Below are 25,434 nucleotides of genomic sequence, written 5' to 3' on the forward strand. Positions count from 1 at the left end.
ACGCGGGCCACTCGGAGTCGGTGAGCGGTGCACCGGCGAGGACGAGTGGTGGCGCGGCGCAGGGAGCAGAAGCGGCAGTGGCAGTTCAGCAGGCGGCGGGGGCGGACCCCTACTTCCCGGACCACGGTGATCCCCGGTACCGGGTGCACCGGTACGAGCTCACGCTGGACTACCGCCCGGGTCCGAACCGGCTGGCGGGCGGCGCGCGGATCAACGCCATAGCCGGCCGGTCGCCGCTCGCCGAGTTCATGCTCAACCTGTCCGACTTCAAGATCGGCCGGGTCAAGGTGGACGGCCGTCCCGCGCACTACACCCACCGCGGCGGCAAGCTGCGCGTGCGCCCCGCCAAGCCCCTCCGTCCGGGCGCCGCGTTCACCGTGGAGGTGCACTGGTCGGGCAACCCCAAGCCCGTCTCCAGCCCCTGGGGCGGGCTCGGCTGGGAGGAGCTGGAGGACGGGGCGCTGGTGGCGAGCCAGCCGATCGGTGCGCCGTCCTGGTACCCGTGCAACGACCGGCCCGCCGACAAGGCGTCGTACCAGATCTCCGTCACCACGCCCTCGGCGTACGCGGTGGTGGCGGGCGGGCGGCTGCTGACGCGGACCACGAAGGCGTCCACGACGACGTGGGTGTACGAGCAGTCCTCGCCGACGTCGAGCTATCTGATCGGGCTGGCGATCGGCAAGTACCAGACGGTGCTGCTGGGCGACCCGGGTCCGGACGGGGTGCCGCAGCACGGGCACATCCCGGCGCACCTGCTGCCGGAGTTCTCCCGGGACTTCGCCCGGCAGCCGCGGATGATGGAGCTGTTCCAGGAGCTGTTCGGGCCCTACCCGTTCGACGAGTACGCGGTCGTGGTGACCGACGAGGAGCTCGACGTCCCCGTCGAGGCGCAGGGGTTGTCCCTCTTCGGCGCCAACCACGTGGACGGCGCGCGGGGTTGGGAGCGGCTGGTGGCGCACGAGCTGGCGCACCAGTGGTTCGGCAACAGCGTCTCCATCGCCGACTGGCGGCACATCTGGCTGAACGAGGGCTTCGCCAAGTACGCCGAGTGGCTGTGGTCGGAGCGCTCGGGCGGCCGCAGCGCGCAGCAACTGGCCGCCGCCGCGCACCGGTCGCTGTCCTCACAGCCGCAGGATCTGAAGCTGGCCGACCCGGGGCGCAAGTCGATGTTCGACGACCGGCTCTACGAGCGCGGCGGGCTCACCGTGCACGCGGTGCGCTGCGCGATGGGCGACGACGCCTTCTTCCGCATGCTGCGCGGCTGGGCAGGCCTGCACCGCGGCGGGACGGTGACGACCACGGCGTTCACCGCGCATGTCGCCCGGTTCGCGGAGGAGCCGCTGGGCGAGCTGTTCGACGCCTGGGTGTACGGGACGGCGCTGCCGCCGCTGCCGCGGCAGCTGCCGGCGCGTCCGGCGCACCCGCCCACCAACGCCGAGCGGGCGTAGGCGGGCGGGCGCGCGGCGCTCAGGACGCCGGGACCTTCAGCTTGTCCCAGCTGACCTTGCCGGGGATGCCGTCGGCGTCCTTGCCCTTGAAGCCGAGCTTGTGCTGCCAGGCCCGGTAGGAGGTGCGGTCGGCGTCGGTCCACTCGGGGCCGGGCCCTTCCTCGTAGTGCCCGCAGCCCTCGGCGACCAGGCGCTTGCCCATGGCCGTGATCAGCGGCGACTTCCGGCCGGCGTGGAAGAAGCCGCTGCCGGGGAAGGGCGCGTACGACGGTTTGGACGGCGTCGGCTTCGGGTCCGGCCCGGGGGCGTTGCCGGCCAGCCGCTCGGCGATCCGCTTGCGCATGCCGTCCATGGTGAAGCCGCGCGGGTCCTGCTTGCCCGGCTGCCACTCCTTGTGGCCGATGACGGAGGCGGCGCTCCAGCCGTGGTGGCGGCAGATCGCGGCGGACACCTTCTCGATGGCCTCCTTCTGCGCCTCGGGCCAGGGGTCCTTGCCGTCGCCGAGGTTGATGCACTCGAAGCCGTAGAAGTGCCGGTTGCCGTCGGTGTCGGCCTCGTTGTCGTGCGGCAGCTTCGACTCGTTGACGACGGCGCGCAGCACGTCGCTGTCGCCGAGTCCGGCGTGGTTGGCGCGGCCGTTGCCGACGAGGTGGACCTCGCCCTTCTTGTCGATCACCCCGTGGCACAGCGGGCCGGGCAGGCCGGAGTAGCCGTTGTAGCAGATGTTCACGGAGTTCTCGGTGCCGGAGGTGACGGTGTGGTGGATCATCACGCCGTTGACCGGACCCCAGGGGCCCTTGGTGTTGCGGTTGTGGGTGCGCCAGTTGCGCACCTCGTGGACCGTCAGGCCCTCCGCGCGCAGGATCTCCACCAGCTTGGACGCGCTCAGGGGGGTGGCCATCACTTGTCCCCTTCCGCCGCGGCCTCCGCTTCGGCGGTCGTCTGCGACCTGCCGCCCGAGGGATCCTCGGCCGCGGCCTCCTCGCGCCGGGCCCGCGCCTCCGCAGCGAGGGTGGCCTCGTCGGCGGCCGGGATGCTGCCGGCCAGCGAGCCGAAGGCGAGCCGCAGGTCGACGGCGCTCTCCTCGCCCTTGACCAGGGCCAGCGGGGCGAGGTGGCGCAGGATGCCGGCCGGCTGCTGGAGCAGCGGGCGGCGGGCCCGGTCGGTGGGCCACTCGACGTTTCCGGTGGCGGTGCGGGCGGGGATCAGCCAGTGGTCGCCGGTGCGGTACGTGCCGCCCGCCGCGAAGTACACCTCGACGCCGTCCTCCAGGGGCAGCCACTGCCCCTCCTCGACGCGCAGCGCGCCGTGGTGCAGGGCGGAGGTGCGGCCCTTGCGCCGGGGTCCCTCGCGGTGGTCCCAGCGGCGCAGGAACGGGTTGAGCTCGGGCAGCCGGCCGACGCCCGGCTCGGGCTCGGCGGACAGCCGCACCCGGCGGCCGGGCAGGTCGAGTTCCTCCACCCGCAGCAGGGGCAGGGGCTCCAGGCGGGAGGAGCAGGCCGAGTCGGTGAACTCGACGTGGTCGCCGACGTCCAGGTCCAGCTTGTCGTCGTGGCCGAGGGACGCCAACTGCACCCAGGTGCCGTCGAGTCCGTCGACGGGGAAGACCACCGACCCGTTCTCCCGGGACCACTTGAAGGTGGCGTCCTTCGCCTGGCCGCCCTCGTGGACCTCCACCCGGTACAGCTGGTTCTCCGGCCCTCGGTAGCGGGCGTCCGGCCGGACCAGGCAGGGGTCCTCGTCGGCGTGGTCGGGCCGTTCGCTGCGGGCGGCGAGCCGGGCCGACGACAGGGCCTGCGCGCGGGCCCACTTGTCGAAGGCGGCGCGCACGACCTCCTTCGACGGGTCGGCGTCCTCGATGGCCAGCTCGGTCAGGGACAGCGGCAGCACCTGCCAGACCACCTTGACGCGGGCCGCGGTGTCGGGCATCGCCGCGCCGAGGGCGACCTCGCGCAGCGCCGGGTCCTCGGCCGCGGTGACCGAGCGCTCCCACACGTTCAGGTACACCACGAACGGCGCCTGCGCGGGCGAGGGCAGCCGGTCGCCGGGCTTCTCCGGGTCGCGGTAGGCGTCCGGCTGGTCCCAGTACGTCCAGTACTCCGGCGGCGGCTGCGGGCTCTCCTCGCCGTCCTCCTCGGGGACGGGGACGCCGGGGGCGGGGCGGCCGGCGTCGACGAGGATGCCGTCGACGTAGTAGCGGCCGCCGTGGATGTACAGCGTGTCGATGTCGTGCTTGCCGCCCACGTACTCGATGCGGAAGCCCGGCGCGTCGCGCGGCCCGCCGTGCCGGCCGATCAGGTCGGCGGCGAGCGTGCGCACCTGGTGGAGCTGGATCGCGGTCTGCTCGTTGGTGTCGGCGTCGAGCTGGACCCGGCCCTGCTGGGCGACGACCGCGGAGTAGTGCCGCTCCGGTCGGAACGTGAGACGGGAGAGGTCAGCATGCATGAAGGGGGTCCCCCTGGTTCAGGATTGTGCGGGTGAGGCGTACGGCGGCACCGCTCACGTGACGTAGCGGATCCCGGCGTCGGTGCCCGCGGGCGCGTACTCCGCGAGCCGTGCGCGCAGGCCGTCCTCGCGCTGGGGCCGGTACAGGTCGTGGAAGGCGCCGAGTTCACCGCCGTCGTCGGCGCCGCGCCGGATCTGCGGCGGACAGCGGTCGGCCAACTGCGCGTACCAGGGCGTCCCGTAGCGCACCGCGTCGAACAACGGCCGTACGGAGGTGCAGCGGTGGCGGCGCGGGGTGCGCGAGCCGGCCGGGACGGACGAGTGGCGCAGGCAGCCGGTGCCGCGCCGGACCACGTGCACCGTGCCGGTGAACAGCGAGTTCTCGGCGATCTCCACGGCGTGCGTGTGGACCTCGCCGATGACGGTCGTGCGGTGCGCGTGCAGCACGGCGTGGGCGTGCCGGCAGTCCGGGGCGGACAGGGCCGGGCGGTCGTCGGCGGTGGCGTCCAGGACGCTGTCGCTCAGGTGGATGCCGAGGGGGTCCTCGCTCACCTCGTCGCCGATGACCTCGATGGTGCCGAGGATGCTGTGCTCGGCCTGGAGGCAGGCGGTGGTGCGTTCCAGGACGATGCTGGGCTCCTCGGGCGAGTGCGGCTCGCAGTGCGGCTCCAGGGACCAGCCGGGGACGAGCGTGGAGTGCCGTACGACGACGGCGCCCATGGGGCCGGTGACGTTGATGCCGCGCCCGGCGATCAGCAGACCGTCGAGCACGATCCGCGGCCGCTCGTGCGGGGCGCAGTCGTCCTGTACGGCGCGGATGTTGAGGGCGTCGGGGCGGTTGCTGTACCAGTCGAGCAGGCGGATCACCGGCCGGGTGCCCTCGGCGGCGCGCAGTTCGAGGCGGTCGCCGGGGTCGAGGTCGAAGTCCAGCTGCTCCTGGTAGGCGCCGCTGTGGGTGATCTCGATGATGCCGGTGCGCCCCGGGCGGCGTTCGCCCTGCCAGGCCCGGTAGGCGTCCATGATCTGCCGGTAGGGCTGTCCCGGGCCGACGCGGTAGAAGGCGGCGTCGGGCCGCTCGACGCGGTCGGGCCGCTCGTACTCGCCGCCGCCGAGGTCGGCGCCGTAGCCGTGGTGGTAGTCCACCCACACGCCCTGCCGGGGCGCCGAGCGCGACCCGAAGGCGATCCAGCCAAGTTCGGGGTCGACGGCGATCTGGCCGCGCCGGGGCCGGTAGCGCCAGTCGGACAGGTCGGCGACCACGATGTCGGACGGCGGTACGGGCCGGTCCTCGCCGTCGCGCCGGATGACGAAGCTCTTGCCGGGGCCGTAGTAGTCCAGGAGCCGGTCGTGCAGCAGGCGGCGGGTGATGAAGGCCGGGACGTTGTCGACGGCGGCGATGTGCGTGGGCGAGGGTTCCGGGACCGGCTTGGTGATCAGCGGGCTGTCGTTGCCGAGGATCGAGAACGTGTAGAGGTTGCGGGCGCGGTCGACGCAGTAGGCCGGGGCGGAGGTCACGGAGTGGGCGCTGAGCCGCCAGACGAACAGCGCGACCCCGGCGGGAGTCCACCCCCCTTGCGTCCTCGCCGAGTCGGCGCGCCGGACGTCGGCCGTGCGGGCCGCGGTGTCGAAGGGACCGCCCGCGAGGGCGAGCGCGGAGCCGTCGCGCAGGTCGGGCAGGCGGCCCCGGCCGGTGTCCCGGTAGAGCTTCACCGACGGGTGCTGGGCGACCAGCCGGGACAGCTCGACGGCCCGTGCGGGCCAGCCCGCGACCTGCTCGGACAGTTCCTCCAGCAGGTGCAGCGCCCCCTTGCGGCGGCGGTGGGCGACGGTGGCGGCCACGTCGGCGCGCGGGGCGATCGCCTCGGCGAGGGCGGCCCGGCCGCCGTCGTGCAGACCGGTGGTCAGGACCCGTTCGTAGCCGGGCAGGGTGCGGTACCCGACCAGGTCACCCAGGTACGGCAGCACCCAGGGTGCCGCGGTCTCCACGAACAGGTCCTCGTAGCCCTGGGCGACGCCGTCGCGCACCCGGTCGAGCTGTTCGGCGATCACCGCGAGCAGGGCGCGCAGCGGCTCGCCCTCCTCGGCGTCGCGCAGCAGGTGCCAGCGGGGCAGCAGGGCGGCGAGGCCGTCGGGCTCCCGGGGCGTCACCGCGGCCTCCGTGTCGAACCGGACGTCGGGAGCCATCACTTGACCTCCGTCAGAATCAGGGTGTCCGCCGCCTTCGGGGAGAGCAGGGCGAGCTGGGCGGGGCGGATGCCGCGGAAGACGTACACCGTCCGGCCCTTGGGCAGGCGCCGGGTGTCGGTGATGTCGGGGTTGAGGCGCAGGAGTTCGGCGAGCGGGACGCCGTGGCGGGCGCAGATCTCCGACAGCGTCTCGCCGTTCGCGGCGCGGACGGTGTGCAGTTGTTCGTCGTACGTCGCCGGGTGGGCCGGGACGTGGGCGCGGGGTTCGCCGGGGTCGGTGAGCAGTGCGCCGAGCTGGTCCGGGGTGGCGGAGGCGGGGACGCCGGTGAAGACGTCCACGTCGACGTAGTCCACGCCGGGCACGGTGTGGGCGGTGGCCAGGACCTCGGAGAGGCGGGCGGGCTGCCCCAACTCCCGTCCGTCGAAGCCGAGCCGGGCGAGCAGGGCCTGACGCAGCCGTGGCTCGACGTACTCCCAGGCGTGGTCGGGGGCGACCTTGACCTTCGCGGAGACCAGCAGCAGGACCAGTTCGCGCACGTCGACGCGGACGGGCAGGCTCGGGTCGCCGTACTCGGTGAGGGCCGCCCGCAGGGGGCGCAGGGCGCCCTCGCCGAGGGGCACGTCGTCGCTGCCGGCGACCGTCACGTGCAGCACGCGCCGCCGTCCGTCGAAGAGTTCGCGGGCGGTGGCCCGGCCGATGCCGGCCCGGGAGCGGGCGAAGTCCTCGTAGTCGGCGGCGGACACCAGCCGGTCCAGGGCGGAGACGGCGAGCGGAACGGTACGGCGGGTCAGGCCCGGCCCGTCCGCGTCCGAACCACCGGTCGCCGCCAGGGGGTTGGTGACGGCGGTGACGCCGAGGGGGCGGGTGAGGGGCTGGGTGACGCGGCCGGCCGCGACGTTCGCCGCCTTGCCGGTGCCGAAGCGGTAGCGGGCGTGGACGTTCTCGTGGCCGGTGGGCAGGCGGGCGCCGTGGACGCCGTCGCCGAAGGTGACCGTGGTGCGGCCGTCGGAGGTGGTGCCGGTGATGTAGACGCGTTCGTTCGGGCCGCGTCCGGCGAGGCTGTCGACCTCGTGCCACAGCACGCCGTCGACCCGGACCTCCAGCACCGGTGTGGCGCCGAGGGGGTTGTCGTCGGCGAGCCAGGTCAGCGGGGACTGCCACAGCGCGAACGTCTGGTTGACGCGGTCGGAGTCGCCGCTGCCGATGGCCTCCTCGCGGCTCTCGCCGTGGCCGGCCTCGACGACGTTGCCCAGGATGCGCACGGTCGCACGGCGGTAGCGGTGGGCGAGGTCGGTGGTCAGGATCAGCCGGGTGTGGACGTGGTCGCCGGGCAGTCCCGGGTCGACGGCCGGGTCGGCGGCGGCGACGGTGACGACCTCGGTGGCCGTGACGCCCGCCGTGCCGGGGATGTCGGTGCGCTCGCCGCCGACGATCAGGGTACGGCCGGGGCGCAACCCGTCGTACAGCTCGTCGAGTTCGATCTCGTTGCCGTGCACGTCCTCGCCGAGCGGTTCGTCCGCCGGGCGCAGCGGTACGCCGCCGGCGTACACGGTGGTGTCGCGGATGTGGGAGAGCAGGACGTCGAACTCGTCCAGCCAGGGGTCGGCGAGGGTGAGTTCGGTGCCGCGGCCGGTGATCCCGTAGTTGCTGTACGAGGCCGTGCGCAGCGCCTTGACCTGGGTGGTGACGAACGCCAGCGCGGCGTCGCCGGGCACGCCGTCCTGGGCGCCCTTGGCGGGCCGCTGGACGGCGACCCAGCTGCCGACGGTGATGCCGGTGTGCACGGAGTCGAGCTGGAGCACGTTCCGGTTGACCGGCGCGGGCTTGCTGGCGATGACGACCTCGACGTTGGGCTCGGTGCTGCCCACGGTGTAGCGCAGGCTCACCTCGTACTCGCCGTGGGTGAACTGCACCGGGACGCCGGGGCGCAGGGCGATCTCCTGGGCCGTGCCGTTTTGGATGCCGACGTGGACCAGGCCGTCGTCGTCGGGCCGGGAGACGAACAGGGTGTTGGCGGGCAGCCCGTCGCGCAGGGTGGCCGTCACGCCCGGCTCCTGGGAGTCGGCGGGCCGGCGGCTGAGCCAGGCCAGGTCGCGGTCCTGGCCGGAGCGGACGGACAGGTCGACCTGGCCGGTGCCGAGCGGGAAGGTGACCGGCGCGGTGACTGGCAGGTTCTCGGCGCGCTGGTCGGAGCTGCTGCCCTCGACGTACTGGAACTCGGCCCGCACCGGTGTCCGTCCCGCCGTGTCGTACACGACCCGCATGGTCACCAGCACCGCGCCGGTCAGCGGCCAGTCCGCGGTGCGGATGACCCGCCCGCGGTCGTCCTGGACCGGCTTGAGGGGCGCGGTGGCGCCGAAGGGGGCGGCGGTGACGCGCAGGGCGAGCAGGTCGCGCAGGAGGGGGGCGGTGGCGGAGGCGGTGCCGCGCCAGGCGGGGTAGAGGCTGCCGAGGCCGGGGTCGAGGGCGGACAGCAGCCGGGCGACGTCGGTGCCGGGACGGACGGTGGCCGCTTCCGGCGCCGGGCTCCTGCGACGCAGGGAGGGCAGCACGGCACCGAGCGCTTCGAAGGCGGCGGCACGCGGATCGCCCCCACGACGCGCGGTCTCCTCCCGGACCGTGGTGGCACCCTCTTCCGAGGTCTGGGCCGGAGCCAGTTCGAGTGCCCGCTGGGCGAGTTCCGCCAGCACGGCCTGCAACTGCCCGAACCACCCCGCCACGTCCTGCCACGGCTCGGCCAGCACCTGCGCCTCGCCGAGGCGGGCCACCGGCTCCGCGAGAGCGCTCGCCAGCTCGTCCGGCGTGCGCACCGCGTCCAGCGCCGTGCGCAAGGGCGCGAGGACCTGGTCCTCGAAGTCCTCGATCAGCCGGCTGACCGGACGCGGGTTGGGCACCTCGGGCGTCGGCGGCTCCTCCCCGGGCTCGCCGGGAGCCGCCGGGGCGGCGACCCAGCGGCGCACCTCGTCCACGAGCTCCTTCAGCGTCGCGGGCGCCGACTGGGGCAGGGTGATCGCCGTGACGTCGTCGTCCCGGTCCAGCCGCACCCCCGCGACCGGCAGCATCTTCCGCACGCCTCCGGCCTGTTCGCCGAAGACGAAGAGCAACTGGTCGCCCGGCTGGAGGGAGTTCGCCGTTCCCTCGACGAACAGCTCCGAGCGGCGCTCCAGGTCGTCGGGGGTGATCAGCGAGGGCCGGCGCCGGCGCACCTTCAGCTCGTTGAGGTCCCACCGGGCCGTGAGGTCCCGGCTCGTCTCGAACGTGAGGGACGTCTCGTCGGCGGAGGCGGGCACGCTGTGGCTGCGCGCTCCGCGCGGGATCCGCACGGCCGGCGTCTCGGCGCGCGGATCGCGTTCGAGGGTGTACGCCAGGTGGGTGGTGGCCGCGACGCCCGGCCGCGGCCGGTGGCCGACCAGCCGGCCGAGCAGCACCAGCGACCGGTGTTCGTTCGCCGTGCGGATGTACGCCTCGTCGGCGATCCGCTCCGAGTGGAAGGTGAGCAGGTCCCCGAGGACGGCGGCGGCGTCGAGGAGGCCGATCGCCGGGTCGTCCGCAGTGCGCACCGTGAGCCCCTTCAGGGCCGGGTACGCGGGGGAGGCGAGCCGGTCCAGCAGGGCGGCCAGGAAGGAGCCGTAGGTGCCGACGCGGTAGTCGAGGGCCGTGCGGCCGGGCGGGTTGTGCAGGGGGGCGGGCGCGAGGCGTTCGTCGTGTCCTCCGCACGCGCCGCCGCAGGAGCACGCCTGGCTCATCGGGCACCTCCCAGGGATATCGCCAGCCGGCCGTTCTCCGGCCGGTCGGGGTCGTTGTCGCAGGTGGCGATCTCCAGCGGGCCGAGCCGCAGCACGCCGTCCTCCCTCTCTCCCCGGTCCGGCTCGAACAGCCGCCGCAACCGGGTCACTTCGACGCTCTGCACGCCGGGCACGGCCGCGGCGACGGCGACCAGGCGACTGAGCCGGACGGACTCGCCGAACGTCAGCGCGTCCGGGTGGAAGAAGCCGTGCCGGCCGCTGCCCAGCACGCGGTACAGCTCCGCCAGGATCTGGCCGTGCTGGTGGCCGGGCCGGGCGCGGACGCTGAGCGCGATGTCGAGCGGAACCAGGCGGGCGGGGCCGACGACGAGGTCGTGGCCGATGCGCCGGTACGCCTCCAGGAACTGCTCGACGCGGGCCAGCAGTTCGGGCGACGGCTGTCCGCTGCCGAGGGCGTCGACGGCGATGTGGGCCTCCTGGAGGCTGCCGGTCCAGCGCAGGTCGGCGGCGGCGCGCTGCACGCCGGGCACCTGGCCCGCCAGGGCCGCGTAGTCCTCGGCGGTGACCGCGCGCAGTCGGGTGCGGCGCAGGTCGAGGGGGGCCAACTGGCGTACCTGTTCGATCGGTTCGGGTTCGGTGCCGCCGACGGCGGGCAGCGGGTTGCGGACCACGGCGGCGGGCGGCTGCCCGCCGTCCGACTGGATCACCAGGTGGTTGATGGCCTCCGCGCCGACGTTGCCGGCGATGCCGCCGCCGAGCCGGTAGTGCAGGGCGAGGCGGTGGCCGGGGCGTGGCCGCGCGCCGTGCCGGCCGTCGCCGAAGCGCAGGGCGAGCCGGCCGTCGTCCTCCAGTTCACCGACGAAGTGGCGGTCGCGGGGCGCGCTGTGCAGCAGGTCGCGGCGCGGCTGCCAGGTGAGTTCGCCGTCCTCGACACGTACGGCGGGCAGGGCGCGGCGTGGGTCCTGGGCGAGCGCGGCGGTCGCGGAGCCGCGAAGGACCGGCTCGTCGGGGTGCAGGCCGGTGGCGTACGCCGGTCCCCAACTGTGGGCGATCTCCCAGGCGATGTGCGCATCGAGCACCGTACCGGCACGGGCCCGGGCGGCGAGGACGCGGATGCGGCGGAGCTTGGCGTCGAGCAACTCGTCGGTGCGGTGCAGGAGTTCACGCAGGGCGCGGACGGGGTGGCGGCGCAGCTCTAGGCGCTCCAGGACCGGCAGGCCGTAGATCAGGGCGAGTTCGTCGAGCTCGGCGTCGTCGAGCCCGTCGCGGTCGCGGGCGCTGCGCCACAGCTCGACGAGCCGCTGCCGTACCCGCTCGGGGATCGCGGCGATCCGCTCGGCCTGCCCGGCGGCCACGACCCCGGCGTCCGGGAACGGGACCGCCTGCACGACCGGGGTCCGGCCGAGGAGGGGCCGGAAGCGGGGCGGGATGCCCGGGTACACGGACTGCGCGAGGAGCGTGCGCAGGGCCGCCGCCTGGGCGTACGCCGTGCCGGGCACCACGCGTTCGTGCCGCTGTCCGGCACGCTCCAGACCGAGTCCGGCGCGTACGGTGGCGGCCTCGCCGACCACCTCGAACAGCTCTCGGACGTCGTGGGGGCGGAGCGCCTGCCCGCCCTCGGCCTTGTCGGTGAGGGCGTTGATCAGGCGGGCGGGCGCGTTGCCCTCCTGGCGGTCGCCGCAGCCGGACTCCGGCGGGCCGCAGGGCGCCACGACGGCCGGGACCGGCGGCACGGTGGCCGTTTCGCACGGGCCGGAGCGGCCGTGGTCGACGAGGACGACGTTGCCGCGGGCGATCGTCACGTCCTCGACCGGCAGGCAGTGGCGCCCGCCGCGGGTGGTGAGGCACAAGGGGAAGCGCAGCGCGTCCTCGGCGGCCCAGGCGACCTCCAGGACCGGCTGGTCCTCGATGCGGTCGACGCCGGGCGTGACGGAGGTCAGCCGGACCGCCTGCCGGTGGGCCGGGTCGGCGTCACCGGGGGTGCCGGTGCGCGGGCCCCGGACCTCCTCCAGGATCAGCAGGTCGCCCGGTCTCAGGTCGAGTCGCCGCTCGCGGCACGTCTCCGGGTCCCGCCACTCGTCGCGCAGGGTGGCCGAAGTGGCGCCCTCCGGCAGGGCGCACACCTCGCCGCCCCAGGTCCACAGGCGGATCGCGTTGTGCGCGACGCGCAGCTCCAGCGGGTCGCTGGCGAGGACGGGTTCGAAGACCTCGACCGAGCCGCGTTCGTCCAGGTCGCCGAGGTCGCTCTCGTCGATCACGGTGCCGGGTTCGGGCCGGTCGTGCGGGTCGAGGGCGCGCACGTCGACCGAGGCGAACCGGAAGGTGCCCGGGGCGAGGGTGGTGTCGTCGGCGGTCTCCACGGTGACGTAGGCGCGGGCCGTGCAGCCGTCGTGCATGGCGTAGTCGATGAGCTTGACGTGCCGGCGTACGGAGACCCGGCGGCGGGCGGTGTCGAGGTAGGCCTCGGTGGCCACCGCGTCCTGCTGGTAGCTGATCTGGTCGCCGGTGTGGGCGAGCAGTTCGACCAGGGTCGTGCCGAGGTCGGCCGGGTTGCGCTCGGCCCAGTCGGGGGTGGTGAGCGCGAGCCGGTCGAGGAGGAGCTTGCGGAGGGTGTCGTAGTCGCGGGCGGTGTAGTCGACGAGGGGCGCGGCCGGGAAGCCGGGGGGCTCGTGGCCGTCGTCCTTGCAGTCGAAGGGCGTCGGGCAGTCCGGCCGGAAGGTGAACTCGGCGCTGTGGTACCGCTGGTCGAAGCCGCGGAAGGGCTGGGTGCCGGGGCGGCCGTAGGGGTCGGTCTCGACGAGCGAGAGACGGTAGCGGGAGGTGTCGCCGGTCCGGTCGAGGGTGACGTAGAGCCGGTCGTCGAGCTCCGGGTCCTCCTCGCGCTCCACGCTGACGTCGACCGCCCTGATGCCGGTGACGCGTCGGCCGCCGTCGATGCGGACGTTCTCGGGGCCGAGGCCGTGCGGGGCCTTGCCGAGGAAGGTGACGGTCAGCAGCAGCCCGTCGTCGCCGGCCTCGACCGCGTCGACGCCGTTGAGCTGGGCGGCCCTGACCTTGGCCCGCCGGGTGGTGGCGGCGCTCATGCCGCCCTCCCTTCGAAGACGTCCTCGCGGACGGAACCGGTGCCGCGTACGACGTACGACAGGTGCACGCGCACGACGTCGTCGCCGGTGACGATGTCGAGGGCGACGACGTCGATGACGTCGCCGAGCCAGCGCTGGAGCGAGGCCTGCACGGACAGTTCGAGGGTGCTGACCAGTTCCGGGCTGTTGGGGGCGAAGACCAGGTCGAGCAGTCCGCAGCCGAAGTCGGGGCGCATCACGCGCTCGCCGGGGCTGGTGAACAGCAACTGCTCGATCAGGTCGTGCACGTGCTCGGCGCGGGAGGCGTGCGCGGTGCGTCCCCGGCGGTCGGCGCGGAAGGGGAACGCGATGTCGGTGCGCGGAAGTCGGCGCGTGTCGCGGCTCATCGGACGGTGACCTTTCGCTGTGCGGCCTGGACCACGGGGGGTCCCTGCGGCACGAGGGCCGCCGAGAGGCACTGGGCCGCCGAGGTGTCGAGCAGCACGGGTGCGCCGTCGACCGCGACGCCGGTGCCGTCGGCGGTCCAGCGGACCGTGACGCAGGGCGAGGGCACGCCGTCGACGGCGTGCGGGCAGCCGGTGACGAGGTAGCCGTGGGCGGCCGTGGCGACGGCGGCGCCCCCGAGCCGTACGCCCCCGGTGGGTGTGGTGGCGGCGGTGACCCGGCCGCCGTGCGGGCAGCCGATCACGGCGCCGGCATCGAGCAGACTCCCGGACAACTTCCTTCTTCCCCCGTCTTCTATCGCTTCGACAGCACGGTCAACTGACCCTGGTTGATGGTCACTTGGTCCCCGTGCAGCAGTACTTCGGCCCCCGCGCCGTTGGCGATGACCACGGTGTCCCTGGTGATGCGGATGTACGCGCCGCCCTGAGCCTGGAGCAGGATTCCCTGCTCGGCGCCGGCGGTGTCGTTCAGGACGATCTTGTGCGCGCCGGGCGTCTGCACGACGACCGGCTTGTTCGGCGAGTTCGACTGGAGCTCACGGCGGGCGTCGGGCGGCAGTTCCTCGGCGGTGCCGTACCAGCACCCGGTCCACACGGGGAAACTGGGGTCCCCCTGCTCGAACTCCACCCACACCCCGGAGCCCGGCGGCGGCACCACGAACTGGCCGGACTCCGGTCCGGTGAACGGCAGGCAGGGCAGCGCCCAGGTGGACGGCTCGTCACCGAGGACGTCCGGGACCTCGACCGTGACACGGCCGATGCGCAGCGGGTCGTCGTTGTCCACCACCCGGCCGCGGAACTTGCCGAGATAGCGCTGGTTGGCTGCCGCCATGCTGAACTGCTCCTGATCGCTGGGGTGTTGCGGTGGTCATGGCCGGACGTAGTCGCTGCGGGCCTCCAGGCCCTCCCGGGAGAGGGTGAAGTTCTGCTGGTAGGAGCCCGGGCGCAGGTTGTGCGTGACGGACTTGACGTAGTAGTCGCCGTCGTACGCCCGTCCCGAGCCGCGTACGCCGACGAGTTGGCGGGGTTGCAGGATGTAGCCGTGCCGGTTGACGTCGAGGGAGCCGGAGCCGGAGACGACGTCGGCGGAGACGGCGGCGCGGGCCAGCAGTTCGGCCTCGGCCTGTTCGCGCTGCTGTTTGGCGGTGCCGGACAGGGTCCGGCGCTTGAGCGCCGGGGTGGGCCGGCGGCCCAGCGGCGGGCGCAGGGGGCTGATCGGCGGCTGGGGCAGCAGGGTGGACTGCCGGGTGCCCGGGTCCTGCCAGCGGGCCTGCGGTTCCTCGCGGGCGGTGCCGTCGTAGGCGAAGGTCAGCTGGTCGACGGTGGTGTGGGCGTCCATGTTGACGTTGAGGGCGTGCTGGCGGATGCCGAGACGGACCTCGGGTCCCCAACGGGCGGAGGACTGGCCGGGGTTGGGGCCGGGCTCCAGATAGAAGGTGTAGCCGTTGGCCTTGGCCAGGTCGGTGACGTACTGCAGGTCGGTGCCCGTCTGGTAGTGCACGCGCAGGTCCTGGTGGGGAGGCTGGGCGATCTTCTCGGCGTAGACGTCGGGCCGGATGCCGTAGTCGGAGTAGCGGCGCAGGATGGCGAGCACCCGCTGCGAGGGCGGCAGGTTGGGGTAGGGGGCGGTGCGCTCCTCCAGGTCCATCAGCAGCGTCAGGTCCTCGCCGGTGACGGTGAGGGTGGAGTGGCCAGGCTGGTTGCTGGCGCCGACCTCCTGGCGGACGACGAGCCCGTCGAAGAGGACGTCGGTGGTGCCGCGCACACTGACGGTGACGATGAGGCGCGTCTTCGGGTCGAAGAACCCCTCGGGCAGCAGGCGTTGGTTGATGACGCCGTTCTTGGTGAGGTCGAAGGCCAGCTGGAAGCCGCTGCGTTCGCCGGCGGTCGCGGTGATCTGGGCGGACAGCAGGGCCTCGGTCACCTCGGGCGGGACGGGGCGGGCGAGCTTCGGCCCCATCAGGAGCGTGACGTGGACGGGGCCCTGCCCCACGGGCTGTTCAGACACGCGGGTGGCCTCCGGGCTCGGGGACGGCGATGACCCGCCCGGGCTCGTCGGTCAACTCCCGTGGGTCTAGTACGGGGTTGGCGTCGGCGATCCGCCACCACTGGCCGGGGTCGCCGAAGAACCGCTGGGCGAGCAGGTCGGCCCGCTCACCGGCGCCGACCACGTGGTCCCGGGTCTCCCGCGCGTCCAGCGGGGGCAGCAACCGCCGCTTGACGTACCGGACCTCGGTCCCGTCTTGCCCTCGGTACACCCCGATCTCGGCGTCGTGGTACCGGCTGGTCCTGGCATACGGATGGGCGCCCGGTATGTCGCCCAGGGCGCTCTCGTACGACTCGATGTCGGCCATGGCGGTCGCTCAGCCCCTTCCACTCAGTACGTCCGCGCCCGGCAGCCCGAGGGCGCCGAGGCTGCCGCCCCGGGCGGCGGCGAGTCGTTCCTTCTGCGCGAGGTGCGCCATGTACAGGTCCGCGCCGCGGTGTCCGGCGGGCAGGTCGCTGACGGTGAGGATCTTCATGCCGATGCTCAGCGAGGCCCGTATCGGATTGAGACCGACGTCGAAGGCGGACTCGTTGACGGAGAGCTCGGTCAGCCGCACGGGCATCACCCGCTTGCTCCCCCACGTGAACAGCGTCAGCGGCATCTCGATCGGGCTGATCTCGATGGTCCCGTTCTGCGCCAGCCGGCTCGCGGCGCGCAGCTGCGCGGTGGTCGGCTGCACCAGCATCTCAAGGGTCGCGAGCTGCGGGTGGATACCGTCCGGGGCGGCGATCTCGAACTGGTCGGTGGCGTCGATCTCGGCGGTGAACTTCCAGGTCTCCTGAGCGGGCCCCTTCAGCCGAAGCGCCTCGTTCCGATCCCCGCTCCCGGCTCCCCCACCGGCACTGTCACCACTGTCCCCGGCGGACTGCGGAGCGATACTCCGCTCCAGGGTGTCCGGATTGAACTGCAGCACGATGATGCGCTGGGGCGTGCCGCGATCGGGGTCGAGAACGACGATGCCGGAGCGGATGGGTTTGGGTATGTCGGCGTAGCGGGTCACAGACGGGCCTCCAGACGGTCACGCAGCACGCTGTAGTCATGCTGGGGAAAGATCTCCGGGAATACCTCCAGCATGCGTTTCAGATAGGTGACCGTGCTCTGGTTGCCGCTGCCGCGCAACGAGATGTCCGTGTAGAGATACTGCCAGCCGTAGGTTCCCTTGGTGAGCAACAGAGCGTCGAGGTACTGGCAATAGGTGATGTCCATCTTCAAAAAGCCCGACGGATAAGGGTCTTCGCCGATATCCGCGATATCCTGATACCAGATTTCCAGTGGGCTGGTGCCCGGCTGCATGCGAATGAAGGACATCATGCCGGCCCCGGAGCGTGGTGTCGTGTCGAAGCTGCGCAGTTCCGAGAGGAACTTGCGTTGAAAATCAGTGGCGTCAGGCATCGGCGCGGGCCCGCCGTCCTGTTCGAAGACGTCATAGAAATGCAGAAGGCGGTATTCGCCATACAGCTCCGGCAGACCGCCGGTGGTTTCCCACTGGGCACCGAGATCGGTGAACCGCAGAGCACACCCCGTCATGTCTTCGTCCAGTAGGACCTGGTCCCAGTCCTCGTTGTGTTCGTAGAGAGGCAGAAGGTCTTCGAGAGGTTCGGCCAGTTCTTCGATGCTGCCACACCGCGCGTTCAGGAGCGGCTGTTCACGGATGGCCACCAGTGACGCTGCGTGCCGTTTCTCGTTTTCGGTCAGGTTGTTCATGGTCTGCGGGCCTTTCCTGGCTGGTACGGACTACTGGAAGGTGAAGAACCCTTGCTTGAAGCGCTCCTCCACGACGGCCATCGTCCTCTCCAGCGAGTAGAGGCTCTTCCCGTTTTCCGATTTGAACGTAGACAGTTTCCTCCGCATGTCGGCGATGTCATGGAACGCCTGGGTGCCGGGAGGCGCCTCTTCCCTCAGCTTCATGAACGCCTCCATGAACAACTTCGTCACCCTGCCGAAGGCACGTTTCACATCCGCCTCGGAGTCCCGATTCACATTGACCGGGTTGAGATCTCTGGCAGCGGTGGGAGGCGGTGGATTGAAATGCTTTGTGGCACTCTGCTCGGCCGGGAGCTTCATCCAGTCCGACCGGCTCCTGCTCGACCCGTCACCCCGTCGCCGGTAAAGACCCCACTCGGCCTGAACCGTCTCGGGAAATCCTCGCGGGTATTGACCGTACGGATACGGCAGGCTCGCGGGGCTGGGACCCGAGTAGCGCGTCAGCTGAATTCTGTACCAGCCCGGAATCGGAGGCTCGTCCTCGTTCTTCTCACCGAATGCCTGAGCAGCGTACTTCTCGATCGTGCGGTAGAACGCGGCGTTGTCGTCGTTCCTGGCGGGCACGAAGTTCGATGTCTTCGCCGGTCCGCCCACCTCACGGGGGATGAGGTGCATCCGGTCCCACTGCGGAGGGTTGCTGGTGTGCTTGTACAGGTTTTCCAGATACGCGAATCCATACGTGAACTGTCCGCTCGGCGGCCTGCCGAACGCCCGCGCGTACTCGGGATTGACATAGCGCGCGTTGGTGTCCTGTCCCGGCGCCACCCCGTTCTGCGGGGTCGGAGTGATCTCCGGGCGAGGCAGGTCCCATGTGTTGAGGTAGTCGTTCAGCGTGTCCGGGAAACCTTCTATGACTCGTTCCTCGGGGTTGACCTTCGCCCACACCTCGAACGAGGCCTTTCCTGTCTGCCGCCTCTCCAGCGAAGTGAGGCGGTACCACCGCCGCAAGCCGGCGAGGACGGCCTGGTGCACGGGGCGCGGCAGGCCGGGCTTGAGCAGTCTGGTGAGAATGGCCCTGATCCGGTCCACGGCGTCGGTGAGACGGCTCTTCTTCTTGCCCCCCTGGTCCTCCTCCTGCTTCTTTTTCTTCTTGTCCTGCTTCGACTTGGGCCTGCCTGGTCCCGGCTTGTCGTGCCTGTTGCGGGGCCGTCGAGGTCCCTGCTCCTCCGGCTTCGGCTTGCGCGGCTTGTCGTTCTCGTCGGGCTTCGGCCGCTTCGGATCGTCGTCCTTGCCGTCCTTCGGCCTCTTCGGGTCCTCGTCCTTCCCGCCCTTGGGGCGTTTCGGGTCGTCGTCCCTGCCGTTCTTCGGGGTCTTCGGGGTCTCGTCCTTGGTGTCGCCGGGCCTCCGGGGCCGGTCGGTGTCCTGGGCCGGCTTGCTCTTGGGCTGTGTGGTGTCGGTCTGGGCGTCCTTCGGCCGGTTCGGGGTGTCCTGGTCGGTGGGCTTCGGCCTGGTCGGCTCGGGCTCCTTGCCGGTGGGGGGTTTCTGGTCGCCCCTGGGCCCGGTGCGGTCCTGGTCGGGCTTCGGGCGGGCCGGGGTCTCGTCCCTGGTCGGCTTCGGCCTCGGCTCCGGCTTCGGCTTGGGCTTCGCCGCCGGGGTGGGGCGGGTGTCCGGCCTGGCGGAGGGGGTGTCGGCGGGGCGGTTCGCCGGACGGGCGGTGGAGGGCTCCGCCGGCTTGGGGCGGGCCGGGGTGTCGGTGTCGTTCTTCGGCCTGGTCGACGGCGCTTCCTTGGGCCGTGTCGCCGTGGGGGCCTGCTCTGCCGGGCGGGTGCCGCGCGGGGCGTCCCCTTCCTCCGTGCCGGCCGCGGGGCGCCTGCCCGGGCCCCCGCCTTCGCGGCCGCCCCGGCCCAGCTTCGCCGCGATGCCCTTCAACCGGCGGCCCACCTTGGCGACGTACTTGCCGATCGCGCTCAGCAGGTACTGGTAGGCCAGTTCGAGGAGGGCGACGATGCCGGCCGCCACCGCCTTGGCGAACAGCAGGCCCGCGCCGCCCTGGCGGACCGCGCGCAGCCAGGACAGGACCGCGCCCATGGCCTGCAGGATCGCGCCGAGGGCGCCGATGGCCGTACGGATCGCGTCGATGACGGCCATCACCCAGCCGGCCCCGGGGATCAACTTCGCGACGACCTTGGTGATGACGATCTCACCGATGATGAAGGGGAGTTGGGGCACGATCGCGTCCCAGGTCTCCTTCACGATCCGTGCCAGCGAGAAGCCGCCCTTGATCAGCTTCTCGATGATCGCCTTGGGTACGCCGATGATCTCCTCGATCTTGGACTGGAACCACTGCTTGACCGCGGCCTGGACCTCGCGGAACAGGTGGTGCTTCGCCCCGTCCACCGCCGAGTTCTTGGCACCGGACAGCCAGCCGCCCGGGTCGTCCAGGAAGTCGATCGCGATCATCATGAACTCGCCCAGCGCGCCCAGGAGTTTGGAGGCGTAGTCGAGGACCGTCCTGACCGCGTCGATGACCGACTTCACGACGTCCATGAGCATCTTCTTGAGGATGTTCAGGATGTCGCTGAGCATCTTGGCGAGCTGGTTCAGCAGGTCCGTGACGATCTGCTTGAGCCGCGCCGCGAGCCGGGTGACGAAGGCGATCGCCGCCGCGATCAGGTCGGTGACGAACTTGCGGATGCGCGCGGCCAGTTCGATGATCTCGCGGACCATCTCCACCGCGAACGCGATCAGGTCCTCGATGAGGTTCTTGATCGTGTCGACGATGAACGCGCGGGCCTCGTTGATCCAGCGCTCGACGGTGTCCTTGAAGTTCTTGATGAAGCCGACGACCGCGTCCCGCGCGTCGCGGATGATCCTGACGATCGCGTTCTTGATCTCGATGACCTTCTGTTTGATCCACTCGAAGGCCTTCGTGAGCCAGTTGCCCGAGTCCTGGGCCGCGCCGTCCGCCTTGCTCTTCGCGTCCGTCTCGGCCTGGTCGCCCTTGTCCTTGATCTGCTTGTCGCTGTCGGTCTTCTGCCGGGTGACGTCGTCGTCGGTCTTCTTCTCGCGGTCCTGGACGTCCTTGCGGACCTTGTCCGTGCGGTCGTTCTTCTTGTCGCCGAGCTTCTTGAGCGCCTGGTCCTGCTCCTTGCGCCAGTCGGCCCGCTGCGCCGTGACCTCGTCGAGGGCCTTGGTCCGCTGTCCCGCCTGGTCCCGGGTGTTCTTGTCGATCTCCCCGTCGACCTGGCGGCGGTGCTTGTCCTGTGAGTCGCGGAAGTCCTTGTCCTTGGTCTGGCGGCCGGCCGACATGCCCTTTTGGCCCTGGCTGAACGCCGCCTGGAACTCCGCCCCCTTGTCGTGCTCGGCCACCGCGGAGGCCGCGTCGGGCGGTACGGCGCCCGTGGTCGCCGCACCCGGCGCCGCGCCCTTGGCGCCGTCCGCGCCGGGCACCTTCCCCTTCAACTCCTCCTGCGGAGCGTCGGGGTAGACCTGGTTCTCGCCCATCGACCGGCCGGCGTCGTCCCGCGCCGTGTCGACCGTCTCCTGGCCCTTCGCGTCGACGGCACCGCCCTGCTCGTCGGACGTCTGCTGGGCAGCGCCCTGCATCTGCACGCCCGGCGCGTTGCCCGCCTGGGCCTGCTTGAGGGCCTCGTCCTTGGTGGGCAGCCCGGCGAACTTGGCGGCCAGTTCCTGCTTGTCGACCTTGAAGCCGAGCTTCTCGGCGAGCCAGCCGATGCCGAAGCCGAGGGCCATCTTGAAGGTCTGCCAGCCGCTGGGCTCCTCCGCCTTCTCCGCCTCGATCGGCCCCTGGGGCTCCTTGGCGCCGGTGACCTGCGCGTTCTCCTGCCGGGGAGCCTCCGACTTCTGCGCCGGGTCCTGGGAGTACCGCGCGGGCGCGTCGGTCTTCGGCTTGCCCTGAAGGGTCTGCGGGGCACCGGCCGGGCGCTGCATGGCGGGCGGCGCGGCGGCGAGCTGCTTGTGCTCGTCCCCCACGCTGCGGTCGACCGCGCCGCCGACTCCGCCCATCGCCTCAAGTGCCTTGTGGGGCTTGAGCGTTGCGGCCGTGCTCAGGCCCGCCTCGGGCGAGACCTGGGAGAGGTTCGGGGCGGGGGCCGTGTCCTTCTTCCCCTTGCCCCGGCCGGCCGGCTTGCTGGCGACACCGCCGGACGGGGCGGGGGACGCGGATGCCCTCGGGGTGGCCGGGGCCCGTTCGGGCTGCGGGGCGGCGCCGACCGCGTCCTCGGCCGACGGCGCGCGGGACGCGGACGCGGCGGACGCGGACGCGGCGGATGTCGGTACGGCCGCCTTCGGCGCCGACGCGGGCGCGGGCGCCGGCGTGGACGGTTCCGGCGTGGAACGGTCCGGCTCAGGTGCCGCCCCGCTCTGCGCGCCGCTGGTCGCGCTGCCGGGCCGGTCCGCGTTGGAGCCGCCGGTGACCTGCGAGTCCCGCGCGGCGGAGGGCGCCGCGGTGTCGGCCGTACGCTCGCTGCCGGCGGCCGGGGACGAGGCGGGCTGCTGCTGTTCCCGCGGCGCCGCCTGCCGCCCGGCGTCCTGCGGCGCCGCGGCCGTACCGCCCGCAGCCTGCTGCGAGCCCTTCTCCTGCGCGGCCCGGCCCCGCTCCCCCGCGGCCGGCGTGCCCTTCTCCTGCTTGGCCGCGCCCTCCTGCGCCGCCCGGTCACCGTCCGGCCGGGGCGCCTGCTGCACCGTCGTCTGCGCGGTGACGGGCCCGGCCTTCGGGTCGTCGCCGCTCTTCGGGTCCTTCGAGACGGCACCCGAGTCCGGCAGCCCGCCCGCCCTCTCCTGCGGCGCCAGGCCGGCGAGCAGGGTGTCGCCCGGGCCGCCCACCGCCACGGGGGCCGGCGACGGTTCGGCGGCCCCGGTGTCCGCGGTCGCGTCCACCACGTCCGCGTCCGCCGCCTCGTCCTCGGCGTCCTCCGCGTCCCGTTCCGCCTGCACCTGGTCGGCCCGGGTCGGCGGCGGTGCCGGGAGGTCCGGGACGGACGCGCCGGCCGCCGCGTCCGGGCCCTGGTCCGCCGTCGGGACGCCGGACAGGTCGGGGTCCTGCGCGGGCAGGAAGTCCTCCGGCTGGAGGGTGACGTCCCAGGCGCTCGGCTCGGCGCCGCCGACCTCCACCTCCGAGGTGCTGTCGGAGACCGCGCCCTCCTCGTCGGCCGCCTCCTGCGGGCCGTCGAGGTCCTGGCCGCGTACGCCCTCCAGGCTGCTCACCGGCGTGGGCAGCGGGACGTCCCGGCCGGGCGCGGGCGCGCCCGTCGGCTGCTGCGAGCCCCGCTTGTCCTCCTCGGAGACCTGCCGGCCGGCGACGAACTGCTCGGCGACGCCGGGCCGGTTGCGCGCGGCGGACTCCTCCGCGGCGGGCGCGGGAACGCCCTGCTCGCCGGCCGCCTCCTTGCCGCCGCCCTGCTGCTCCTGCCCGCCCCCGCCCTTGTCGGCCTCCTGAGACCGGGCCGCTTGACTCTGCCCCTCGGACTCAGCCTGCGTCCGGGTCTGGGAATCCGTCTGGGCCTCCCCCGGCGTCGCCGCCCCGGCAGCCGGCGTCTCCTGCGCCCGCTGCCGCGCCGCCGCACCGGAACCGGAAGGCGCCGGGACCTGGTCCCGTGCCCCCGGCACGGCGGCCCCGGTCCCGCGCGCCGGAGCCTCGGCCACCGCCCCGCCGGAGGGCACCCCGCTCCCCGGCTGCCGCCGTACTCCCGCCTCGGCCTGCGTCCGCCGCTGCCGCTGCCGCTCCTCGTGCGTGCCGCCGTTCAGCGGCGTGCTGCCGGGCGCGCCCTGCCGTTCGGCGTGCTCCTTCTCCGGGCCGGGCGCGCTCGCCGGCCGCTCCCGGTCGGCCCGTTCGTCGGCGGCCCGGCGGTGCGCGTCCTCGCGTTCGGCGCGGACCTCCTCCGCCGTGTCGGGCTCGATCTGCGGAGCGTCGTGGGCGTCGCGCTCCACGCGGTCCTCGGCGAAGTCGTCGTACGCCTCGATCTCGTCGACGAGGTCCAGGACGCGGTCGTGCTCGGGCGCGAGCATCCGGTCCTCCAGACGGGCGAGCACGCCGTCGAGCAACTCGGCCGGCATACCCGCCAGTTGGCGGCGGGTGCGCTGGGAGAGGTCCTGGGGGTCGCCGCGCAGGGAGCGTACGAGGGAGTTGGCGAGCCGGTCGACGAGGGTGGCCGGGTCGATGGCCTCGGCGCGCATGCGGTCGGCGTCGACGGTGGTGTAGCGCAGCCAGCCGGGGGTGGCCCGGCCCTCCTCCACCTCCGCGGCGGGCTCCTCCTGTACGGCGGCCCGGGCGGCGGCCTCCGCCTCGCGCTCGACGGGCTGGTGCGGCAGGCTGACGGCGCCCAGCTCGCGGCCGGCCCGCAGGGTGCCCAGGCCGTGCGGGTTCTGCACGGTGTGCTGGAGCTCGTGGGCGAGCAGCCGACGGCCCTCGTCGGTGCCGGGCCGGAAGGCGCCCTCGCGGAAGAGGACGTCCTGGCCGACGGCGACCGCGTCCGCGCCGAGCAGCTCGGTCAGCTGCCCGGCGTCCCGGCCGGTGTGCAGCCGTACCCGGCCGAGGTCGTGGCCGAGCTGTTCCTCCAGCTCGCGGCGCAGTCCGGGGTCGAGGGGCTGTCCGGCGCCGCTGACGATGTTCTTCGGGTCGGGTGTACGGGACTTGGCGGCCCGCTCCTTGCGTTTGCGCCGCCGCTGCTCGGCCGCCTGCTCCGCACGGGCGTCCTGCGCCTGGGAGTTCACCGCGTCACCTCCCCGTGCCCGCTCAGCCCCTCGTGGACGGCCCGGGCCAGCTCCTGGCCCAGGCGGCGGGCGGACAGTCCGGCGGGCAGCGGGGCGAGGCCGGACAGCGCGTCGACGCTCAGCGCGCCGTGCGCGGCCAGCGGCACCCCGTGCTCGCGCACCAGCCGGGTCAGCTCGCTCTCGAACGCGGCCGACACCCGCTCCGGGTCCACCCGGAAACCGTCCAGCACCAGCTCGCCGATCTCGACGCGAACCTCCGGAACCCGGGCCGCCGGTGCCCGGTTGGCGGACAACCCGTCCGCGGACGGCATCGGGAAGCGGTTCACACCCATCCGCGCACCTCCGACGGCGTCAGCGAGCGCTCCAGCTTCAGGTACTCGGTGCGCGCGGCGGCCAGCATGTGCCGCATCTGCAGCCGGTCGCCCTCCTCGGCGGCGAGGAAGGCCCCGGACAGGGCGATGTTGCGGATCGAGCCGCCGGCCACGGTGAGCTGCGCCAGCAGGGCGGGGTCGATGTCCTTGACGGGAGCCTGCGGGGGCAGCACCCGGCGCCAGATCTCGGCGCGTTCGTGCTCGGCCGGGAAGGGGAAGTCGACGACGAAGCGGATGCGCCGCAGGAAGGCCGTGTCGAGGGCGTTCTTCATGTTGGTGGTCAGGATCGCCAGGCCCCGGTAGGCCTCCATGCGCATCAGCAGATAGCTGACCTCCAGGTTGGCGTACCGGTCGTGGCTGTCCTTGACCTCGCTGCGCTTGCCGAACAGCGCGTCGGCCTCGTCGAACAGCAGCAGCGCGCCGCCGCGTTCGGCGGCGTCGAAGACGCGGCGGAGGTTCTTCTCGGTCTCGCCGATGTACTTGCTGACCACCTGGGAGAGGTCGACGACGAACAGGTCCAGGCCCAGCTCCCCGGCCATGACCTCGGCGGCGAGGGTCTTCCCGGTGCCGGAGCCGCCGGCGAACATGGCGGTGACGCCGAGGCCGCGGCGCAGGGTGGCGGCGAAACCCCACTCCTGGTGGACGGTGGCCCGCTGCCGTACGTGGGCGACGATCTCGCGCAGGACGCTCGTCTGCCGTTCGTGCAGCACGAGGTCGTCCCAGCCGGCCTGTGGCTCGATGCGCCGGCCGAGGCCGTCCATGCCGACGCGGGCCTCGTCCAGCCCCGCCCGCCAGGCGAGTTCGGCGGCGTCCAGCTCGTCCTCGTGCGGCAGCCGGCGCCGTACGGTGGCGGCGGCGGAGCGCACGACGTGCGGCGGCAGCTGGAACTGGGCGACCAGGGAACGCAGTTCGCCTTCGTCGACGTCGACGTCGTCGAACGCGTCGGCCCACAGGTCGAGTTGCTCCTCGTCGTCGAGGCGGGGTACGGCCACCCGGGCGCCGTGGGAGAGTTCGGTGCGCAGCGGGTCCTCGCCGGAGACGGCCACGGGGACCGCGGCGGAGGCCAGGAACGCCTCGGTCGCGGCCCGCTGGTCGCGGTCGACGTCGCCCACCTCGACGAGCAGCGCGGCCGGCAGCAGGATCGCCTCGCGCTGCCAGAGCCGGGCGAGCCGGTCGCGTTCGACGGGGTCGGTGGGCACGTCCTCGGCGCTGGTGGCGTAGAGCCCGA

Annotated in this window: 16 protein-coding genes; 1 reads left to right on the forward strand and 15 read right to left on the reverse strand. The window is 72.9% G+C overall.

All coding sequences use genetic code 11. The features are described from left to right. Positions 1-77: 77 nt before the first annotated feature. Positions 78-1,448, forward strand: coding sequence for a M1 family metallopeptidase (locus tag ACYF6T_RS39265; RefSeq protein WP_461702724.1), 1,371 nt, complete (start codon positions 78-80; stop codon positions 1,446-1,448). A gap of 19 nt (positions 1,449-1,467) precedes the next feature. Here ACYF6T_RS39265 and ACYF6T_RS39270 read toward each other — a convergent pair whose 3' ends face one another. From ACYF6T_RS39270 to ACYF6T_RS39340, 15 genes are all read right to left on the reverse strand, one after another. Then, the gene (locus ACYF6T_RS39270; RefSeq protein ID WP_461702726.1) at positions 1,468-2,349 is read right to left on the reverse strand and encodes a peptidoglycan-binding protein; all 882 of its coding nucleotides are present in this window, start codon (positions 2,347-2,349) and stop codon (positions 1,468-1,470) included. After that, the gene (locus ACYF6T_RS39275) at positions 2,349-3,893 is read right to left on the reverse strand and encodes a DUF6519 domain-containing protein (RefSeq protein WP_461702728.1); all 1,545 of its coding nucleotides are present in this window, start codon (positions 3,891-3,893) and stop codon (positions 2,349-2,351) included. The genes ACYF6T_RS39270 and ACYF6T_RS39275 overlap by 1 nt, the downstream gene beginning before the upstream one ends. A 54-nt stretch (positions 3,894-3,947) precedes the next feature. Further along, a complete protein-coding gene (locus tag ACYF6T_RS39280) occupies positions 3,948-6,077 on the reverse strand; it encodes a hypothetical protein (RefSeq protein WP_461702730.1) in 2,130 nt (709 codons plus the stop codon). Then, positions 6,077-9,826 (reverse strand): putative baseplate assembly protein, encoded by a 3,750-nt coding sequence (locus ACYF6T_RS39285; protein WP_461702732.1) that lies wholly within the window; start codon positions 9,824-9,826, stop codon positions 6,077-6,079. Before ACYF6T_RS39285 ends, ACYF6T_RS39280 begins: the two co-directional genes overlap by 1 nt. Beyond that, positions 9,823-12,909: a putative baseplate assembly protein gene (locus ACYF6T_RS39290; protein ID WP_461702733.1), complete on the reverse strand. Its 3,087-nt coding sequence runs from the start codon at positions 12,907-12,909 to the stop codon at positions 9,823-9,825. Before ACYF6T_RS39290 ends, ACYF6T_RS39285 begins: the two co-directional genes overlap by 4 nt. Continuing rightward, a complete protein-coding gene (locus ACYF6T_RS39295; protein ID WP_461702734.1) occupies positions 12,906-13,295 on the reverse strand; it encodes a GPW/gp25 family protein in 390 nt (129 codons plus the stop codon). The genes ACYF6T_RS39290 and ACYF6T_RS39295 overlap by 4 nt, the downstream gene beginning before the upstream one ends. Further along, positions 13,292-13,627 carry a hypothetical protein gene (locus ACYF6T_RS39300; RefSeq protein WP_461702735.1) on the reverse strand — a complete coding sequence of 112 codons (336 nt, stop codon included), beginning with the start codon at positions 13,625-13,627 and terminating at the stop codon, positions 13,292-13,294. The genes ACYF6T_RS39295 and ACYF6T_RS39300 overlap by 4 nt, the downstream gene beginning before the upstream one ends. Positions 13,628-13,647: 20 nt before the next feature. Further along, positions 13,648-14,184 (reverse strand): phage baseplate assembly protein V, encoded by a 537-nt coding sequence (locus ACYF6T_RS39305; RefSeq protein WP_461702736.1) that lies wholly within the window; start codon positions 14,182-14,184, stop codon positions 13,648-13,650. Between the two features lie 36 nt (positions 14,185-14,220). Further along, entirely contained in the window at positions 14,221-15,360 is a 1,140-nt protein-coding gene (locus ACYF6T_RS39310) for a hypothetical protein (protein WP_461702737.1), read from the reverse strand. After that, positions 15,353-15,706, reverse strand: coding sequence for a hypothetical protein (locus tag ACYF6T_RS39315; protein WP_461702738.1), 354 nt, complete (start codon positions 15,704-15,706; stop codon positions 15,353-15,355). Before ACYF6T_RS39315 ends, ACYF6T_RS39310 begins: the two co-directional genes overlap by 8 nt. 9 nt (positions 15,707-15,715) lie before the next feature. After that, positions 15,716-16,399: a hypothetical protein gene (locus tag ACYF6T_RS39320; RefSeq protein ID WP_461702739.1), complete on the reverse strand. Its 684-nt coding sequence runs from the start codon at positions 16,397-16,399 to the stop codon at positions 15,716-15,718. After that, positions 16,396-17,103 (reverse strand): hypothetical protein, encoded by a 708-nt coding sequence (locus ACYF6T_RS39325; RefSeq protein ID WP_461702740.1) that lies wholly within the window; start codon positions 17,101-17,103, stop codon positions 16,396-16,398. Before ACYF6T_RS39325 ends, ACYF6T_RS39320 begins: the two co-directional genes overlap by 4 nt. A gap of 30 nt (positions 17,104-17,133) precedes the next feature. Further along, positions 17,134-23,835 (reverse strand): eCIS core domain-containing protein, encoded by a 6,702-nt coding sequence (locus ACYF6T_RS39330; RefSeq protein WP_461702742.1) that lies wholly within the window; start codon positions 23,833-23,835, stop codon positions 17,134-17,136. Continuing rightward, a complete protein-coding gene (locus tag ACYF6T_RS39335; protein WP_461702744.1) occupies positions 23,832-24,167 on the reverse strand; it encodes a hypothetical protein in 336 nt (111 codons plus the stop codon). The genes ACYF6T_RS39330 and ACYF6T_RS39335 overlap by 4 nt, the downstream gene beginning before the upstream one ends. Continuing rightward, positions 24,158-25,434 (reverse strand): ATP-binding protein (locus tag ACYF6T_RS39340; RefSeq protein WP_461702746.1); only part of this gene is annotated, 1,277 nt, incomplete at its 5' end. The genes ACYF6T_RS39335 and ACYF6T_RS39340, both read right to left, overlap by 10 nt.

Source organism: Streptomyces sp. 7R007, from assembly GCF_054850255.1.

Excerpts from the sequence above, each read along its gene's own strand:
- ACYF6T_RS39270 (WP_461702726.1), bottom strand. The coding sequence starts at position 2,349 with ATGGCCACCCCCCTGAGCGCGTCCAAGCTGGTGGAGATCCTGCGCGCG.
- ACYF6T_RS39275 (WP_461702728.1), bottom strand. The coding sequence starts at position 3,893 with ATGCATGCTGACCTCTCCCGTCTCACGTTCCGACCGGAGCGGCACTAC.
- ACYF6T_RS39280 (WP_461702730.1), bottom strand. The coding sequence starts at position 6,077 with ATGGCTCCCGACGTCCGGTTCGACACGGAGGCCGCGGTGACGCCCCGG.
- ACYF6T_RS39285 (WP_461702732.1), bottom strand. The coding sequence starts at position 9,826 with ATGAGCCAGGCGTGCTCCTGCGGCGGCGCGTGCGGAGGACACGACGAA.
- ACYF6T_RS39290 (WP_461702733.1), bottom strand. The coding sequence starts at position 12,909 with ATGAGCGCCGCCACCACCCGGCGGGCCAAGGTCAGGGCCGCCCAGCTC.
- ACYF6T_RS39295 (WP_461702734.1), bottom strand. The coding sequence starts at position 13,295 with ATGAGCCGCGACACGCGCCGACTTCCGCGCACCGACATCGCGTTCCCC.
- ACYF6T_RS39305 (WP_461702736.1), bottom strand. The coding sequence starts at position 14,184 with ATGGCGGCAGCCAACCAGCGCTATCTCGGCAAGTTCCGCGGCCGGGTG.
- ACYF6T_RS39315 (WP_461702738.1), bottom strand. The coding sequence starts at position 15,706 with ATGGCCGACATCGAGTCGTACGAGAGCGCCCTGGGCGACATACCGGGC.
- ACYF6T_RS39325 (WP_461702740.1), bottom strand. The coding sequence starts at position 17,103 with ATGAACAACCTGACCGAAAACGAGAAACGGCACGCAGCGTCACTGGTG.
- ACYF6T_RS39335 (WP_461702744.1), bottom strand. The coding sequence starts at position 24,167 with ATGGGTGTGAACCGCTTCCCGATGCCGTCCGCGGACGGGTTGTCCGCC.